The organism is Paenibacillus xylanexedens (genome assembly GCF_001908275.1).
GTDB lineage: Bacteria > Bacillota > Bacilli > Paenibacillales > Paenibacillaceae > Paenibacillus > Paenibacillus xylanexedens_A.
The window spans coordinates 925,007-940,544 of record NZ_CP018620.1 but is presented as its reverse complement, the minus strand read 5'-3'; the positions used below and the strand labels follow the sequence as shown (position 1 = coordinate 940,544).

At 45.1% G+C, this 15,538-nt stretch carries 27 protein-coding genes; 3 read left to right on the top strand and 24 right to left on the bottom strand.

Annotated features, from left to right (window positions below; genetic code table 11):
* The first annotated feature begins 17 nt into the window (after positions 1–17).
* Positions 18–434, top strand: coding sequence for a hypothetical protein (locus BS614_RS04145; RefSeq protein WP_074093002.1), 417 nt, complete (start codon positions 18–20; stop codon positions 432–434).
* A gap of 153 nt (positions 435–587) precedes the next feature.
* Here the strand turns inward: BS614_RS04145 and BS614_RS04140 are convergent, their stop codons facing one another.
* From BS614_RS04140 to BS614_RS04120, 6 genes are all read right to left on the bottom strand, one after another.
* Positions 588–1,226, bottom strand: a complete 639-nt coding sequence (locus tag BS614_RS04140) for a hypothetical protein (RefSeq protein WP_074093001.1) — start codon at positions 1,224–1,226, stop codon at positions 588–590.
* 59 nt (positions 1,227–1,285) lie between these two features.
* Positions 1,286–1,768, bottom strand: a complete 483-nt coding sequence (locus BS614_RS04135; protein WP_074093000.1) for an ArpU family phage packaging/lysis transcriptional regulator — start codon at positions 1,766–1,768, stop codon at positions 1,286–1,288.
* A gap of 212 nt (positions 1,769–1,980) precedes the next feature.
* The gene (locus BS614_RS04130; RefSeq protein ID WP_074092999.1) at positions 1,981–2,160 is read right to left on the bottom strand and encodes a hypothetical protein; all 180 of its coding nucleotides are present in this window, start codon (positions 2,158–2,160) and stop codon (positions 1,981–1,983) included.
* Positions 2,160–2,534 (bottom strand): LexA family protein, encoded by a 375-nt coding sequence (locus tag BS614_RS04125; RefSeq protein WP_074092998.1) that lies wholly within the window; start codon positions 2,532–2,534, stop codon positions 2,160–2,162. Before BS614_RS04125 ends, BS614_RS04130 begins: the two co-directional genes overlap by 1 nt.
* On the bottom strand, positions 2,476–2,796 hold the full coding sequence (locus BS614_RS31370; protein WP_157116017.1) for a hypothetical protein: 321 nt from the start codon (positions 2,794–2,796) through the stop codon (positions 2,476–2,478). The genes BS614_RS04125 and BS614_RS31370 overlap by 59 nt, the downstream gene beginning before the upstream one ends.
* 13 nt (positions 2,797–2,809) lie before the next feature.
* Positions 2,810–3,637: a DNA adenine methylase gene (locus BS614_RS04120; protein WP_074092997.1), complete on the bottom strand. Its 828-nt coding sequence runs from the start codon at positions 3,635–3,637 to the stop codon at positions 2,810–2,812.
* An 85-nt stretch (positions 3,638–3,722) separates the two neighbouring features.
* Between BS614_RS04120 and BS614_RS04115 the strand changes: the two genes are divergently transcribed.
* Entirely contained in the window at positions 3,723–4,625 is a 903-nt protein-coding gene (locus tag BS614_RS04115) for an HNH endonuclease (protein WP_167544376.1), read from the top strand.
* 1 nt (position 4,626) lies between these two features.
* Entirely contained in the window at positions 4,627–4,929 is a 303-nt protein-coding gene (locus BS614_RS04110; protein WP_074092995.1) for a hypothetical protein, read from the top strand.
* Between the two features lie 87 nt (positions 4,930–5,016).
* Here BS614_RS04110 and BS614_RS04105 read toward each other — a convergent pair whose 3' ends face one another.
* The 18 genes from BS614_RS04105 to BS614_RS04020 all read right to left on the bottom strand — a co-directional run bounded on the left by BS614_RS04105 (position 5,017) and on the right by BS614_RS04020 (position 15,453).
* The gene (locus BS614_RS04105; RefSeq protein ID WP_074092994.1) at positions 5,017–5,859 is read right to left on the bottom strand and encodes a hypothetical protein; all 843 of its coding nucleotides are present in this window, start codon (positions 5,857–5,859) and stop codon (positions 5,017–5,019) included.
* 20 nt (positions 5,860–5,879) lie between these two features.
* Complete coding sequence (locus tag BS614_RS04100; protein ID WP_074092993.1) at positions 5,880–6,305, bottom strand: RusA family crossover junction endodeoxyribonuclease; 426 nt, start codon at positions 6,303–6,305, stop codon at positions 5,880–5,882.
* Positions 6,302–6,460 carry a hypothetical protein gene (locus BS614_RS31365; RefSeq protein WP_157116016.1) on the bottom strand — a complete coding sequence of 53 codons (159 nt, stop codon included), beginning with the start codon at positions 6,458–6,460 and terminating at the stop codon, positions 6,302–6,304. The genes BS614_RS04100 and BS614_RS31365 overlap by 4 nt, the downstream gene beginning before the upstream one ends.
* Positions 6,448–6,582: a hypothetical protein gene (locus BS614_RS32345; RefSeq protein WP_280523083.1), complete on the bottom strand. Its 135-nt coding sequence runs from the start codon at positions 6,580–6,582 to the stop codon at positions 6,448–6,450. The genes BS614_RS31365 and BS614_RS32345 overlap by 13 nt, the downstream gene beginning before the upstream one ends.
* 53 nt (positions 6,583–6,635) lie before the next feature.
* Positions 6,636–6,830 (bottom strand): DUF6906 family protein, encoded by a 195-nt coding sequence (locus BS614_RS04090; protein WP_074092991.1) that lies wholly within the window; start codon positions 6,828–6,830, stop codon positions 6,636–6,638.
* Positions 6,831–6,843: 13 nt separating this feature from the next.
* On the bottom strand, positions 6,844–8,253 hold the full coding sequence (dnaB, locus tag BS614_RS04085) for a replicative DNA helicase (protein ID WP_074092990.1): 1,410 nt from the start codon (positions 8,251–8,253) through the stop codon (positions 6,844–6,846).
* Positions 8,219–8,557, bottom strand: a complete 339-nt coding sequence (locus tag BS614_RS04080) for a replicative helicase loader/inhibitor (RefSeq protein ID WP_074092989.1) — start codon at positions 8,555–8,557, stop codon at positions 8,219–8,221. The genes dnaB and BS614_RS04080 overlap by 35 nt, the downstream gene beginning before the upstream one ends.
* Positions 8,544–9,482, bottom strand: a complete 939-nt coding sequence (locus tag BS614_RS04075) for a DnaD domain protein (protein ID WP_074092988.1) — start codon at positions 9,480–9,482, stop codon at positions 8,544–8,546. Before BS614_RS04075 ends, BS614_RS04080 begins: the two co-directional genes overlap by 14 nt.
* A 51-nt stretch (positions 9,483–9,533) precedes the next feature.
* A complete protein-coding gene (locus tag BS614_RS04070) occupies positions 9,534–9,818 on the bottom strand; it encodes a hypothetical protein (RefSeq protein ID WP_074092987.1) in 285 nt (94 codons plus the stop codon).
* 193 nt (positions 9,819–10,011) lie between these two features.
* A complete protein-coding gene (locus BS614_RS04060; RefSeq protein ID WP_074092985.1) occupies positions 10,012–10,200 on the bottom strand; it encodes a hypothetical protein in 189 nt (62 codons plus the stop codon).
* 5 nt (positions 10,201–10,205) lie between these two features.
* Positions 10,206–10,913, bottom strand: a complete 708-nt coding sequence (locus BS614_RS04055; RefSeq protein WP_074092984.1) for an MBL fold metallo-hydrolase — start codon at positions 10,911–10,913, stop codon at positions 10,206–10,208.
* Positions 10,913–11,923 (bottom strand): recombinase RecT, encoded by a 1,011-nt coding sequence (locus BS614_RS04050; RefSeq protein ID WP_074092983.1) that lies wholly within the window; start codon positions 11,921–11,923, stop codon positions 10,913–10,915. The genes BS614_RS04055 and BS614_RS04050 overlap by 1 nt, the downstream gene beginning before the upstream one ends.
* Entirely contained in the window at positions 11,924–13,996 is a 2,073-nt protein-coding gene (locus BS614_RS04045; protein ID WP_074092982.1) for an AAA family ATPase, read from the bottom strand. It abuts the gene before it with no gap.
* On the bottom strand, positions 13,993–14,232 hold the full coding sequence (locus BS614_RS04040) for a hypothetical protein (RefSeq protein WP_074092981.1): 240 nt from the start codon (positions 14,230–14,232) through the stop codon (positions 13,993–13,995). Before BS614_RS04040 ends, BS614_RS04045 begins: the two co-directional genes overlap by 4 nt.
* Before the next feature lie 91 nt (positions 14,233–14,323).
* Positions 14,324–14,569, bottom strand: a complete 246-nt coding sequence (locus tag BS614_RS04035; RefSeq protein WP_074092980.1) for a hypothetical protein — start codon at positions 14,567–14,569, stop codon at positions 14,324–14,326.
* A 134-nt stretch (positions 14,570–14,703) separates the two neighbouring features.
* Complete coding sequence (locus BS614_RS04030) at positions 14,704–14,940, bottom strand: hypothetical protein (RefSeq protein WP_074092979.1); 237 nt, start codon at positions 14,938–14,940, stop codon at positions 14,704–14,706.
* Positions 14,937–15,209 (bottom strand): hypothetical protein, encoded by a 273-nt coding sequence (locus tag BS614_RS04025; protein ID WP_074092978.1) that lies wholly within the window; start codon positions 15,207–15,209, stop codon positions 14,937–14,939. The genes BS614_RS04030 and BS614_RS04025 overlap by 4 nt, the downstream gene beginning before the upstream one ends.
* A gap of 4 nt (positions 15,210–15,213) precedes the next feature.
* Positions 15,214–15,453 carry a helix-turn-helix domain-containing protein gene (locus BS614_RS04020; RefSeq protein WP_074096675.1) on the bottom strand — a complete coding sequence of 80 codons (240 nt, stop codon included), beginning with the start codon at positions 15,451–15,453 and terminating at the stop codon, positions 15,214–15,216.
* Positions 15,454–15,538: the final 85 nt, after the last annotated feature.

The following is a 15,538-nucleotide window of genomic DNA, read 5'->3' as shown; positions in this document are numbered from 1 at the left end:
TTTTTTGGGGGGATTTCATGCATACAAAACTTTTAACGTCTGCTACACTTTTTGTTTCATTTGCTGTTTTGTTTTTTGCAGTAGTGTTTTTATTTAAAGGTACTAACGATATAAACAACCTTAGTGAAATATTTGAGAAAGTAACGTCTGTTAATTTTACACTTGCCATTGGTTATTCAGCGTTACTGGCAGCAGTAGCAGCACTAGCTTCGCATAATACAAGACAAGATAGAAAAATAAAACAGGACATTCTGGATTTTATATACATTACAGTGTTTTATGTTTTATTAAATCTCATGATTCTAATCGTCTCCTTCATTTTAAATGAATTTTACTCAGCATTAATGGGGAGAACAATGATTGTAGTATTGATAATCATTTTGCTAATTTACTCAAATTTGCTTTTGAAAACATTGAAACAATTAATCTTCTAATTTTTGAAAAAAAGGCGAGAAGAGGAACGCCCCAGTCATATGCCGCATGTGCAGCTGTGCGTTTCATTCTCGCTCGATTTCCACAATACAAATATATCACGCCTAAAGTCCAACGAACGGCCATCATATGGCCATATATCGGTCAAAAATAGGTCACTTTTTTTTCTTCAAACGATTCTCTCTTTCCTCCTTTATGTTCTTACTTGATTCCTTCACATCTTTAAGAAATTTTTCTTGTTCCATATAAGCGCTATCTATACAATCTTTTAAACTTATGATCCACTGGTATCTCAGAAAGAATAGCGAAAAGCTTAATAGTAGCATCATCATAACTATAATCAGCATTCTCCCATGAGCATCTTGAAGGCTACTTATATATTTTGCGTAGTCTGCTGACTCTTTTAATATAGCCTCTGTTATATATTCCGCTTTTTCCTCAAGACTTTCCACTGGGACTAGTGCTTCTTTATAGAGGTACATATTTTTCTCATGTTGCCAATCAACAGGTTTTAGACCTTGTCCTAAATAAAAAACAGTTGGAGATAAGATAGCAGTTAACACGAATGTAACAATAACCCAAATAAGATTAATTTGCTTAGCTATCTCAGCTTGAGTAGTAATTCCGCTTCTAATTACACCCAACTCATCTAAATTAGGATGCTTCTCTTTTATCCTCTTTTTTAGTTCCGAGGATGTGTTCAAACTAATTGAGCCGAAACACTTAAAGAAACTCCCAGTAGCTCCATGTTTCATTAATAAATATCTACTCGCACTTGAATATTTAAATCCCAAATGAACTCCCCCTTTTAAACATATATCGGAAAAAAAGGAAAATAGGAATAGGCCGGCATTTAGCCGACCCCAATTTCTTCTTTTGATTCAAAATACACTTCAAGTCCCAAAGCTGAACCTAAAATATTTAGCCCTTCGGTTTTAACCCTACGAAATGTCCTATCACTTAATCCCAGTTCTCCTGAAATAATCGCATCATACTCACCCTCGTTATCTAAATAACTTCGCTGGATGACATCACATTGTATTGAAGAAAGTCTCTCCATTGCCAAACTGAGTAACCGATCCTTTTCCTTCAGTTCAGCCTCTTTATCGACATTATAAATTGCAATCCGTTCAGTCTGTTTGCTGATTGCATTAGTGGATTGATGTTCTCTATATACATAAGCCTGCGTGATTGCTGCCTCACGTCTAACGAACCCGATCTGCCGGTACTGACGAACGGTTTCAATAAATTCTTCCACAGCGCGGCGGGTAGCTTTCTCGTCGATCGGCAGTATGTTAAAAGTTAATTGTAAGTTGTTTTTTCGGCGTTTCCCCATTTTGATCCCCTCACCGTGTTATAATTTTTGGTGAGGTTTATTTGATGTTTCCCCCGCCGTGCCGCCAAGCTTGCGGGGGATATTTGTTATTCCTGGAGGACCTTACTGCAAAATTGATCCCACTCCGCTTCACAGTCTTCAGCACTCCATCCACTTACCAAGTCTTCCGGATATCCGTATTCTAAAAGCAATGCTCTAAAATTCCTTTCCAACTACCACTCACCTCCACGTTTGTAGTACCTACTGTTACCATTATGCTGTTGCGGAGCAGTTACAGCCTTTTGCAGCTTGTCAGGCCGTTTTGGTGGATGCTCAGCCCCAATTACCTTCAAGTGATTTGCTATCTGCTCTGGTGTCCACACTACCGTTTTTACTTTGCGATAATCGATCATCAGCAGATCCTCCCCGATTGAATGCCTTCCTGCAAATCTGACAACAAATTATATACGTTGGCATCATGTTTTTCCTCAATACCTTGATCTTGAATCCATTTCAGGATACCTGATTGGGTCACGACCTTTGGCCGTTTGCCCTTCTTGGTCAACGCCAAGGTGCGAACTCCTCCTGCTGTATGTGTAAGGTATCCCTTTCGAATGAGTGTGTTAATGTGTGAATGAATAGTAGAAGATGACGACAACATGAGCGCTTCAGCAGTCTCCCTGATCGTAGGAGCATAACCGTTGTCTTCAATGAATAGTCGAATATAGTCATAGACTTCCTTCTGCCGACGGCTGAGAATCTTCTCTAATGTTGCTTTCGTTGCCACTGTGCTTCCTCTCCTTGTCTTTTGAATTTCGTACCCATGTAAATCCTCGGTACCGGTCTTCGATCAGATATGACTTACCCGGCGGCACAAAGTTACTAGGCTCTACCCGCAACTTACCAAACCCCGTTTCAACTGATCCTTGCTGTACCAGTTCCGTACCTGTAGCACATACCATTTTGATCTGATCGATGCGGCAACCGGACCGGATCAAAGTTGCAAGCTTCTGATCGATTAGCCGGATAACTTCCGTCGAAATTGCCATTTCATCCAGCTCCTCAGAATAATTGCATTTGTCCGACTTGTCCGGCAGCGACCGGGTTTATCCAGAGGACTTCCACACGCGGTTTACCACGATCTGCTGTTGATGCTCGTTCCTCGCGATGCCAATGTTTCAGTCGCTCGTTGTACATTGGATGACGGTAGCCTGATAGCAAAACAGGTCCTGGATGTTCATCCAATACGTCCAGTAATTTCATATGTGCTTCTTGGTCGGTTTCGCCTTTTTCAGCCATTTCATGACGGTACATCCTTGATGATCTTGTTTCCAGCAAGTACGGTGGATCTGCATACACCAAAACATCTGTGTATTTATATCTTTTAAGCAGTTGAATCGCATTCTGATTCTCAATTTGCACATCTTTCAAACGGCCACAGCACCGCATAATTTCATCAGGAACGTTTTGCCATTGTTTCGGCCATATCTTGTGCGGAGCCTTCTCATATTGGATGTTACTACGCCATCCAGTGCGGTCACTCGTCTTCGCACCGATAGCCTGCCATGTCCGGACCAGAAAGCGTCTCGCTCGTTCCAGTTCGTCCGTTACAGTCTCATATGAAAGGTAGTATTCCTCTCTACTGTATGGGGTCCACTCAACAGAGAATGATAGTTCTTCTGGCCGCTCGCGAATGACTTTAAACAGGTTTACAACATCACCATCAATATCATTGATTGTTTCCAATGCACTAACGGACTTATTGAACAGCACAGCACCGGATCCAAAGAATGGCTCCAAATAAGTTTGATGTTGCGGAATGTAACTGATAATCCAATCGGCTATGCTCCACTTGCTGCCGGGATAGTGCAGGATGCGAGGTACCTTCATAGTTATCTCCTTTCAAATGCTCATTGCCTATAAGGCAAAACCATGTAAAAATATATTAATTAAACGAATAGTAGGTGTTAGTTACATGACAGAATCAATAAGTTTAGAATTAGCTAGAAGAGATTCCATGTGGAATCGTTTAGTAAGCGAGAACGACCCCAACAATGTAGAACCCCGAATTCTTAATCAGTCCCGCTTCTTCTTGGGACAAGCCGGCATATATCGTGATGCCACAACGACTCAGAGTTATACCGAAGATAAAGCAGGAATAGCAGTATCAATATTACATACAGGTAGGCACTATCCTGATGAAGTCTCTGAAAACGAAATAATATATCATTATCCAGTAACAGATAGACATAGCTCTTTAGATAGGAATGAGATTCAATCTGCTAAAAATGCAGCTATTTTCAACCTACCAATTTTCGTGATTTCTGAAGTAGGAAAGAAGATGAGGAAAGTGCAGTTGGGTAAAGTCGTTTCCTGGGATGATATATCCAGAACTTTTCTGATAGAGTTGAATCCTCGAAACTTTTCGACTCAGCCTAATGAGATAGACCACCTGGATGATACGACTTTTGAACCAACTGTTCCTAATGCCCCTTCCAGGACTATTACAGTGAGTAGCAGAACTGGCCAGCCAAAATTTAAATTTAATGTAGTTAAACGTTATGGTCCCTGCTGCGCGGTATGTGCAATGCAAGCACTATCACTGCTCCAGGCTGCTCACATTATCCCAAAAAAATCAAATGGTTCTGACGATCCACGTAACGGACTTGTCTTGTGTGGAAATCATCATTTGGCATACGATTCAGGACTGTTTTCTTTTGACCCTGATACATTAAAAATTCATGTCTCGAGTAAAACCACCACGCAGAGCATACAAATCACTCGTCAAGATTTGAGCCATCTTCAGAAGCTACCTCATGACAAAGCTCTCAAATGGCACTGGAAGCAGTGGCAAGCTGCACAGAAGGAGCTTGAATAATATGAAAATAAAGACAGTATGGAAATGGACAAAGATTACTTGGGGACTAACGTATATAGGTTTTGTTGTAATATTTGTAATAGTACTAGGCTTCTTTATTGCTGGAATGCTCCAAGACAAAGCAGCATTAATTGATACCGTAGCTATGAGCACTGTTACATTGTTACTTGCGTTTGCTTCACTACCTAATTTGTTAATCCAGCTAGTCTCGCTTCTCGAAATCAATCAAAAGAAGACTTTTACTGCTACTAAAAAGTGTCCCAACTGTAGACATACTATTGACTTGAAAATCACTGAAGATTAAAGATTTAGTACATGTTTTCTATTTATTGAATGCAGTTGATCACCCCGGCTAACGCTAGACCGGGGGATGCTGCTAAGTGAAGGGGGCTTAAGCTACCCCGCTACCTACCATTTGTTCTTTAACAGCCTTCTTGTAGCGGGAAAGCATACCACTCAGTTTTCCTTGAGACATGCCCAAGTCGGCTGCAATTTCACGCCATGTCACATCACTGCCGCGCTTACGTTCAATGGCAGCGGGGATGTCTAATGTGATTTCAGGAATAATCGGGCGGTTCTCCAAGATGTAGCGCTCCAGTTCGTCCGGATCAACATCACCAGAACCTCCTTCTGCATTACCTGCAGGTGGATCTTGATCTGCTGACGGCTGTTGATCACCTTGCGATTCCTCGGAAGAGAAGTCCATTTCCCTCGATCCGGACTGATCATAGCCGCCATCCTTCATCCAGTCTGGAATGTCATTGTTTTCGTTATCACCGTATGGATCATCGGAATCACTACTCGGATCATCGGCGCCTGTCGGTGGAACAGTTGGCTGGTCGTCACCTTCTCCCGTTTCCTGACCGTCTCCCGTTAGCTGCTCTTGATCAATTGGCGGCTCTGCTGGTCCAAATAACTGAGCTTGATTCTCGTCCTGCTCTGGTTCAGAACCCGGCTTCTCGATCTGTGTTACTACACCTGACGCATCCGTCGTTACACGGCGACCACTGTCCCAAGTACGGTACATAGCGTCCCGTTCATCCTCTTCAAACTCAAATGCAGCTTGTGGATCTCCTAGGAACACATTGATTTTTTCACCTTGGTTAGTGGACAAGAACATGAAATTATCCTGAACAACCTTCAACGGCAAAGTAAGTTTAATCTCCACATCAGACTCCCCGACTTTAAATCCTTTTCCCATAGTTGCGCTGAATTTTGCAAAGTTTTTAATCATTCCAGTCATCTCCTCAAATTTTATAATTGTGATAATTCCTTGATTTTCACTTCAATGCGTGGTCGTGCGCTGTATCGCTTCCGGGCAAACACCTCAACAACCTGGCTATCGTCCTTCCAAATCACACCTTTCAGGGCATCCTTTACACCCTTCAGGTAATTGTCCACATCCGGTTTGGTTGTTGGTACGATGTGACCAGCTTCGGCGAGCATCGCCTTCTTTGGGCTTTTGCTGATGGATTTTGGTATAGATCGGTAAACCGTCAACACCATGCCGATAGGTCCGAGTAACAAAGCATCAGGTGCGTGTTCACTGGCTGCCAGCTTCACGTAATCTTTGTAATCCTTGGATTTCTTCGGATCGTACATCTTCACAAAACCTGTTCTGGTCGAAGCTTTTGGACGCCCCTGCGCCACCGGTTCACCATATACCGTGAAAGTGATCATCTGGTTCGCCGTCCTTTCGTTCTTTCTCTACGCCTTTGACGTGCAGGCAGCATGTCCCGCTTAATGACAAACACCTCGGCCAGTTTACGGCCATCGTCGCCGCGGACAACAAAACTCAAATGTGTCTGATGGTGCGGATCAATCAGCTTTCGCACGTTGCACCTCCAGTTCCGACAATTGCATCAAACTCAGCGATCCCTTCACGGAGCTCAGTTTGATCAATTCCCTCAAATTCCGCCTGCAGCTCATCCCGATCAGGAACTTGTCCCGTGTTCATGAATCGATGTCTCATGTACTCTGACACCGACCATCTGGTATAAGGACTGCCCATCAAGTACGTACCTTGTACGGCCGCAACATGCCATCGATCTTGTCCAGCAACCAGCGTTTCCCCGAATGCTTGTTCAGCAGTACAACACCTTCAGACGTTTCCCGCTCAGACAACCAGTTTTCCAACGTTACGCCTGGTCTGGCCTTAAGCAGATCAATTTTTTGTTTCTTGGTAAGCCGTTTACCTTGCTTCATGCTCGTTCCCTCCTTACGCCCATTGGCGTTTTTCTATATCTTCAGGCTCCGGTGGCGTTGGGCCATAGTTATGCTTCCGCTCATAGTTCACGAATTTATTGAATTGTTTCAGGAAGACCAGTTCAACGGTGCCTACTGGGCCATTCCGCTGTTTACCGATGATGATCTCTATGATGTTCTTCTTCTCGGTCTCCTGGTTATAGTAGTCATCCCGGTACAGGAACGCTACGATGTCGGCATCTTGCTCGATCGAACCCGATTCCCGCAAGTCACTCATCATGGGACGTTTATCCTGGCGTTGTTCAACCGCTCGGCTGAGCTGGGACAATGCAACAACCGGAACATCCAATTCACGAGCCAATTGCTTCAAAGTCCTTGAAATCTCGGAAACTTCTTGCTGTCGATTCTCAGAACCTTTTCCCTGACGACCTGCGATGAGCTGAAGATAGTCGATGACGATCATCCCCAGTCCTTCCTGCTTTTTAAGGCGGCGACACTTCGCACGGATCTCGTGAACAGTAATACCTGGCGAATCGTCGATACGAATATTTGTTGCACCTAGGATTCCGACTGCTTCAGCAAACTTTGTCCAATCGCCTGAAGCAAAATCGCCCATCCTCATGTTACTCGCGTCGATGTTCCCTTCGGCACACACCATCCGCTGAACAAGCTGAGCTGCTGACATTTCTAAGCTGAATATAGCTACAGGTTCGGTATTCCGAATGGCGACGTTCTGGGCAATGTTCAGAGCGAAAGCCGTTTTACCTACTGATGGTCGAGCAGCAACAATAATCAAATCACTCTTTTGCAATCCGGCTGTGATACTGTCCAAATCGGTAAAGCCTGTTTGAATACCTGTGACTGTACCGTTCTTAAAGTTGTCAAAACGAACCTCAGCAGATTCCACAACTTCGATCAACACATTTTCAATGCGCTTAAAATCCTGTTTTGGTGCTGCTCGATCAGTTAATTTGTTCTGTGCTTGTTGAACGCTGGACATTAACTGCGACAGTTCGGTTCCAGCAGCAGCTTGCTGTATCAGAAGCATATTAGTCCGGATCAGATCCCTGCGAACTGCCATATCCTGAAGCTGTTCGAAGTAATAACCGGCATTTGCGGCAGTCGGTACTCCCCCCGCCAACTTAGCAAGGTAACTCACTCCACCGATGTCATCCAGCTCACCTTTATCCTTCAGGCTTTCCGTTACTGTAACCAGATCGATCGGATTTTGCCTTTCAGCTAATCCTGCAATCGTTTTGTAAATTAGGCTATGGGCCTTATCGTAAAACGCATCTGCAGTGAGTATCTCTGCATGTTCCAAAGCTTCCACTGACTTCAGTATCAATGCACCCAGGGCAGCCTGTTCAAACTGCATACTGTGGGGAAGGTTATTTTCTATGTCGAAGCTTTGCAAGTAACTCATCCTTCCATCCCGGCGGCGGCGGGCAAGCCTTAAGAGCCGCTGCTTCTCTCTCCGCAAAATATGTTTCTGTTAAATCTCGCATCCGTTCACGTTCAATCTGTTCGCCAAGTCTTCCGCGGATCTCCGAGATGGTCGGCGGCCACTTTATAGTCTTGATATGCTGATCCAAGTTTTGAATAGCTGCTTCATACGGAAAATCTTGAAGATGCTTGTAGTGGCGATCCACATTCTCTTCACTGTCATCGAAAGTCGGGTATTCGTCGGTGATCGCCATGAACAATCGAATAACATCAGCCTTTTCCACGGGCTTCCTCCTCCCTCAGCCTTTGTTCTAAACTGTCCCTCTTTTGCTGCCTTAACGGTTGTTGTCTCCGACCACTCGGTACAGAACCTGTTGTAACTGAAGAACCTTTCCTTGCTTCGAAAGCATCGTCCAACGCTTTGGCTGCTTCAAATGTTTTGGCCCCAGACCTCAGATAATCTCCAAGGATCTTGGTAATAAGGGTGAACCTGTACCCTGAAGCAGCTAATGCCGCACGTTCCATCGCCCGTATAACCACAGCCTCGTCCATGTGGTCCTCATCGATGTAAACGATAAGTTGCTGTGCTTGGAATGGATTGCACTCGAATCCAAACACTCGCTTGTGAGCTGAGTAAAATGATTCATACTCCGGATCAGGTGGACGATCAATTTGATTTCCGTCTGCAGTAGCAGAAGATGAAGCAGAAGAAGAAAGAAGAAGATCTTTTAATACAGGGTCTAAAATTTGTTCCACTTTTCGTTCTACTTGTGGAAAGTGGTTTAAATTTTGTCCTACTTTCTCACCTACTCCTTCAAAGTGGTCTAATTTCTGTTCCACTTCCTGCCCTACTTCGTCGGAGTAGCTATCCGAGTGGTTCAAATTTTGTTCCACTCCCACACCCAACAAGTCGAATTCGACGCTGTAATCTCCTTTTGATTGCCCTCTTGGTGGTTGAATGTAAGCAATCAATCCTGCATCAACGAGCTTTTTTCGATGAGCATTTAGCGTACCTTTGTTCGTAATTCCCGTTTGGACCATGAGATCCTTATTGGTCATTTTCCATGCCTTACGCCACCCAAGCTTTGCACTGCGTCGCCATAAGGCAATCATTATTGCTATCCCTTCAGGACCAAACTCTTCCGGCCCGCCAATGGCTTCAAATTGTTCCAGAAGCCCGGAAAGGGTCGGTCTGGCTGTCTCGGTCACTTGCGTCTCCCCCTCCCGTAGCAGCCGTGATTTCAGTGCCATACACCAATGTTATTTCTGTTGAACAGCGTAAACAGCGACATCGAACTTGCTTTCTTTACCTGTAATTTCTTGAATAACCGTTTGTATTCCATGTCCGAATTGTGCAATTAGATCGTTGATTGCATCTGGCATTTGGTTCGGTTCAGTGATGATAGCTGCCTGTGCTCCCAATGAAAAAGCAACGTCTCTTAAATGGGATTCGATAGCTTCTGGCCCTTCAATTACAGCTTCCTCAAACATCTTCTGGAGCTGGTTAAATGTCGCTTTTCTGCTGGTCTGTGTGCTGTTGTTCATTCTGATTGCTCCTTCCTAATCCAATTCGAACTTGTTTTTGGACCCTTTCCCATGCATCAACGTATACAGCTTCTGGATCATCATCGTCATGTAAGTCAACAACAATGCTGGCTTCCACTTTCAGACTTTGGAAATTGCCCAGGTTCTTCGTATATGAAGCCCCAACAGAGACTTGCTTAACAGTTGCCATGTATCATCGACCCTTTCTATTTTGTAAGAATACATGCGGATACTTGGCCCGCTTTACTTCCCAATCAGGGTACCCGCGTTCAAAATACGTAATGGTTTCACGTTGAAAGGCTGCCTTGTCAGTATCAAACAACTTCCAAATCCGATCCCCCATCATGCTCTTCAGGAGCGGCTTGCCTGACAGATCGTTCATATCGATCACCTACCCGCTACATATACCAACTTGCCTGTCAGTGCTGCTATCTCTCGTTTAAACAGTGCTTCATCGGAATTGTTGTCCGACAGGTGAAGCAAGTGAATCTCCTGCACCCGCCGCATGTCATTGGCTTTGATGAATTCCTTCACGTTCTCGAGCGAAAAGTGAGAACGAAGTAATCTATGTTTCATCACCGCCGGCACATGGCCAGCGGCAATATTTTGATTAAGGATCTGAATGGAATAATTGCACTCGATCATGATGTGAGTGAGTCCGGTAAAACGATGCTTGATGTAATAGGTGTCTGTCGCAAACAGAAGCTTGTCCCCTGCTGTATTAGCCAAGAGGAACCCCAGGGGCTCCGCTGCATCATGCTGTGTATCAAACGGTAGAATTGACCAGGTACCAATGGTGAACGGCTCAAGTGCCGATACACGCAGCACACGGTGACTGTCGAGACGCAAAGCATCTGCGGTACCGGAACTGGTGTATATGTCCACTCCTGCCTTCATCAGATCCTTGATAGCGATACTATGGTCGCCATGATCATGACTCACAAGGCATCCGGCCAGCTCCGACACACGGAAGGCAAGACCGCGCTGAATGTCTTTATATCGAAGCCCTGCATCCAGCAGGAGCGGCGTTTTTCCATCCGTGATTCGGTAGGCGTTACCCGCGCTACTGGAGCCGAGGGAAGTAATTTCGATCATCAGAATCCAGGTCCAGTTCCACCGGAAGTATCTTCATCACCTGAAGGTTGATCATCGTTAGGAACATCATCCAGGTGTGGCGGGGTAACATCAATTACGTCACGATTTGCATTCGCTCTAATCTCTTCTGAAACCTCAGCATCTGACAAGTCGCTCTCTATCTGTTTCAGGCGCAGATAATCATCGTCTATCTTCTGTGAGTCAATGGTGATATCGTTGTGCGCCGCACGATAAACGGTCTTCCAACACATTTTTTCGTGCCATCCTTCAACTGTCTCCTTACCAACCTTTTTCTTATTCTCCCAAACATCTTTCTCTCCGCCCCAGAACTCAACACTCGCTTTTTCTGGTTTACGTTTTTCAATCTCCTTGAGGGTCATCATGACTAATTTATTTTTTTGAGGAGTTTTGATAAAAGAGTGAAAATAGAATCCGCCAAGGATAGTCCCACGGTCAAAAGGATTTTTTATCTCAAACTCATAACTTTCATGTGGGTGGTTTGCATCTTTCTTAATAGGTGCAAAGTAATCATTGGAGTAAACCAGTTCAACAGTTACATGGTCAGGAACTTCCAAGCCGTATTTCACTGATTTGAGTTCAAGGCCCCGATACCCTTCGATAAAGCCGATATCGTATTTACCTGTATTGTTATTTTTAAAAGGTATCAAGCTAATATGATTTGGCTGCGCTGGATCAAAACCAATACGAGCATAAGCAACTACATCGCGTGACAACTTATCCATGTTCACGTTCGCCCAAGTCATAGGAACAGGATCACGATACTGGTCAGATTTTTTCAGGCGCTTTTCTTCTGCAGTCTTCAACACTGCATCCAGTGCTATAAAGTAATTCTGAGCAAGACGTTTCTGGAAGTTGGTAAGAGCAACTTCGCCAACGCTTGAACCAAATTCGGAAATGACTTTGGTCATAAAACGTTCAGATTGTGTCGGTTCTGTTTTAGCAATTGCTTGCTCCCCTGGTTGGGGAGCTTGTTGTTTTTCTGTACTCAATTAAATCGCCTCCTGGATGTCGTTATGCTCCAAACGGAGCTTCTTGTTTCTGTCTCTCCAAGCAGCTTCAGCATCTTCATAACTGCCATGTTGTTTGCTGAGTTCTTCCTGTACTTCTTCTGGCAAACTACTGAATGCCGGTGGAACAACCAAACGAATCATTTGGGCATCTGTATCGATGAGCTGCGTCACGGCTTCAGCATTGTCCACAAATATCGGTGCTGAGAATCCGTAATGCTGTCCAAGCGTATTGATGATGTCCAAACCTACGTTGATCCGAGCAGCGTTGTTCAAACCGCCCTCATATGGAACTCCGTTGAACAATGTCTTGCAAACGTCCTTCAGACCACCATTGATCTGTTCTTCAAAGAGTCTGAACCGGGCATATTTGAATTTGCTATTGATCTTGGATTCAAGAAGCGACACTTTCGTGCGGGTGAATTCTTCTGTAAGGTAAAGCTCGTGTTCAAGCTTCTCGAACTCTCCTGCAAGCTTCCGCTCTTCCTCGCTCAGCTCAGTGATCCGCTTCTCAGTAGCCGCTACTGTCGCCAGTTTCGCTTTGTCTGATTCCAGGTCGTCCACCTGCGAGCGGATCAATCTGATCTCAGCTTGAACCTTTCCAATAGCATCAGCAGCCGAAGAACGAAGTTGCTCAATCTCAGCGCTAACCGTCTCACCTTCGCGTTGCTTGGCTTGGTATTCCGAATCATCTGCAGGATCGGCAACGTTCGTTTGCAAACTTTGTAAGGTTGCTTCAGCCGCCATAACTTCTGCTGCCTTCGATGCAACTTCCTCCTGCAGTTTGGTTGACTCATCCTCAAGTGCTTTCAACGCCTTTTCAAGATCGCTTTTCTCTGCAGCAGCGAGTTTACCATCATTGCTTATCCCTTCAAGACGCTTCGATTTGTCGAGGTTAAAGTCAGCAAGTGCTTTGTCTTGCGCTGTCTGCATTTGATCAACAGGCAACGATTGTCCGCATGTAGGGCAGTTATCGTCATGCTCGTGTATGTGAAACTCAAGACTATTTGCGGTGTTCCACTCTTCGCGAAGCCGTTTGACTTGGCTATCAGAACGGGCAATCTGCCTTTTGAGCTGATCAGCTTCCCGCTGTCCAGATGAGATCCGAGATTGTAAATCGGATGCTTCCCCTCGTAATTGCGACAGCCTTCCTTGTTGCCCTGCAACTGCTTGTAATCCATCTGCTTGTACACGTTGCTTGATGTCTGTCAGTTCCGCTTTGATCTCACGCAGGCGAATCTGCTTGGTCGATAACTCACCACCCGATTGAATGCGTTGGAGCTCTGCGGTCTTGGCATCCACCCTGCCTCGCATCGTTTCGATGTCCTCCTGAAGCAGTTCAGCATCCAAGTCGGACACGTCTGGCATGCTTCGGCGGGCTTCATCGATGCGAACAGGAATTTTATCCAACTCTTTGTTGATCTCCGAACGCCGAGCAGCGATCACTTTACGGTGATCTTCAAGGCTTCGATCACCCAAGATGTCAGTCAACGGTGCTAACTGCGTATTACCTGCAATGATCTCCGCATCGGTCATCTCACCACTCACATCCAAGAGTACCCGACGCCGAGCTTCTGGCTTCAGAACCTCATTGAAATATGAAGGGCTTGTCAGGAGTTTGAAAATGTCCTCGCTGATCAGCCCATCGACTTCTGCAGTGTATTGACTGAGTTTGACCGGCACCCCATCAACGTAATAATCCGTTGTATGGCCACTGGATTCAGCAATAGCAGCACCGCGTTTCTTGGTGAATTTTTCGTAGTACACCTTTTTGAAAGAACGCCGACGACGGTCAACCATCAGAACCGCTTCGACTTCATGTTGCAAGCCGTGTTCAGCTACGCGCCCCTGATCGTCCAAGCCCTTAATTTCAAAAGTGGTCCGATTCTGACTGTCCTTATGGAACAATGCCCATAGGAACCCATCGAACAACGTTGTTTTGCCTGTGGCATTGTCACCGTAAGCAGAAACACTGCGACCGTCAGCTTCCAGCACGAAATCCCGTAAACCTTTGAAATTACGAAGGGTCAGGGAAGTCAAAGTAATTTGTTTCATGCGGTTACCTCCTCTTGAACCGGAGGAACCGGCTGCGGATATTTAATCTTGTTAAGATGATCCTTAATCGCATATTCGATCTCAGCAAGTTGCCCGTCAGAAGCAACGATCTGAATGCTTCCGAAGCTACCCTTGATCTCAAGTGCAGCCGGATTGTAAATGTCGGCTGGGAGTACCTTTGTTTCAGTGTTTTGTTGACTCAAATCGACCGTATATGCCGAATGCGGCTTTGCCATAACATCAACTCTCCTTGTTTGGGACGGTCACCCATGGTAAGATGACCGTGTATTTAGTTTTCAATGTTCTGAGATAGCCCGCTGCAACGGGCTATTTTTCGTTTAATTCTTCTTGCAACTCGGCAACTTCTTCTTGAATCTTCTCGTGTGCTTCTTCCAACTCTTCTGCCTGATCTCTGATTGCTTCAAGTTGAGAAATCACATCACTGAGCTCACCATCAGTAAATTCCGCCAATCTGCGAAGGATGTACGGTGTATTATTAATGGCGTCATTTGTGTCATCCGCCAGACTGCTGAGCAGATTCAGGATTTTTCCTACCGATTCATGAATCGTCATATACGCTGTTACTCCTTTCATCTGTATTGATGCGTCAGCCGCATCTCACCGCCAACGGAACGGGAGTTGGTTATGAAACCCGTCCCGCAAGCAGTGAGACAAGGCCGACAATGGCCTGTCCATAACTTGTATCGTTAAATCTTTTCAATCTCCGCCACGGCCTGTGCCATGTATTCTGGCGGCAGCTCACGCAAACTTGAAGCAGCGTTCTGCCAGCGATTGTAGATCATGTCCCTTTCCTGCCAAAGTGCTTCGAAATCCGTTCCTTGAACCGATCCGTTGAAGGACATAACAGCCGCCGTATTCTCACGTAAGGCCTTGGCCGATTCTGTATAGTTAATAATGATTTGGATGTACAATGTATCTTTCATACTGATTCCCCCTTGCGCTTTGACTCGGGAGACGATAAAATGAGCAGCAGAAGAGACTTTAATCGAGTTCTCAACGTGAGTGTCCGCCGTGCCAGGCGGGCATTTTTTATTTCTACTTCCGCGAACCGGATCATCCGGTTGAGATATTCCTCTGCATTTTTCATCTTCCCAGGTAACATTCTTTCAGGCTGCTTCCGAATCAATTTCAAGTTATGTAAAGAATGTTTTCCAGCTTGCAACGCTTCGGCTGCCAATTGTTCACGCGACATTCGTTTATCCCCCTATCAATCTTTGAATCATGTTGATCCCGTCCATCCCGTACAAGAATGCAACGACGACTTCTCTAGCGCCTGTTACCTCTGCCCACCGCATCATCGTCGTCATGTCCGGAATCTTATGATCCTTTTCAAATTTGCTTACACAGGCTTGCGTGCGATGGAGCTTGTCCGCCATTTGCTCTTGCGTGAAACCAGCTCGTTCTCGGCAAAGCCTCATAACCGTTCCGAACTTCATATCCAAGCGTGTTCATCTCCCTCTTCGGAATATTCCATATTGGAATGGAATTGCTGTTAACAACGGATTATGATTGTCTCATGAG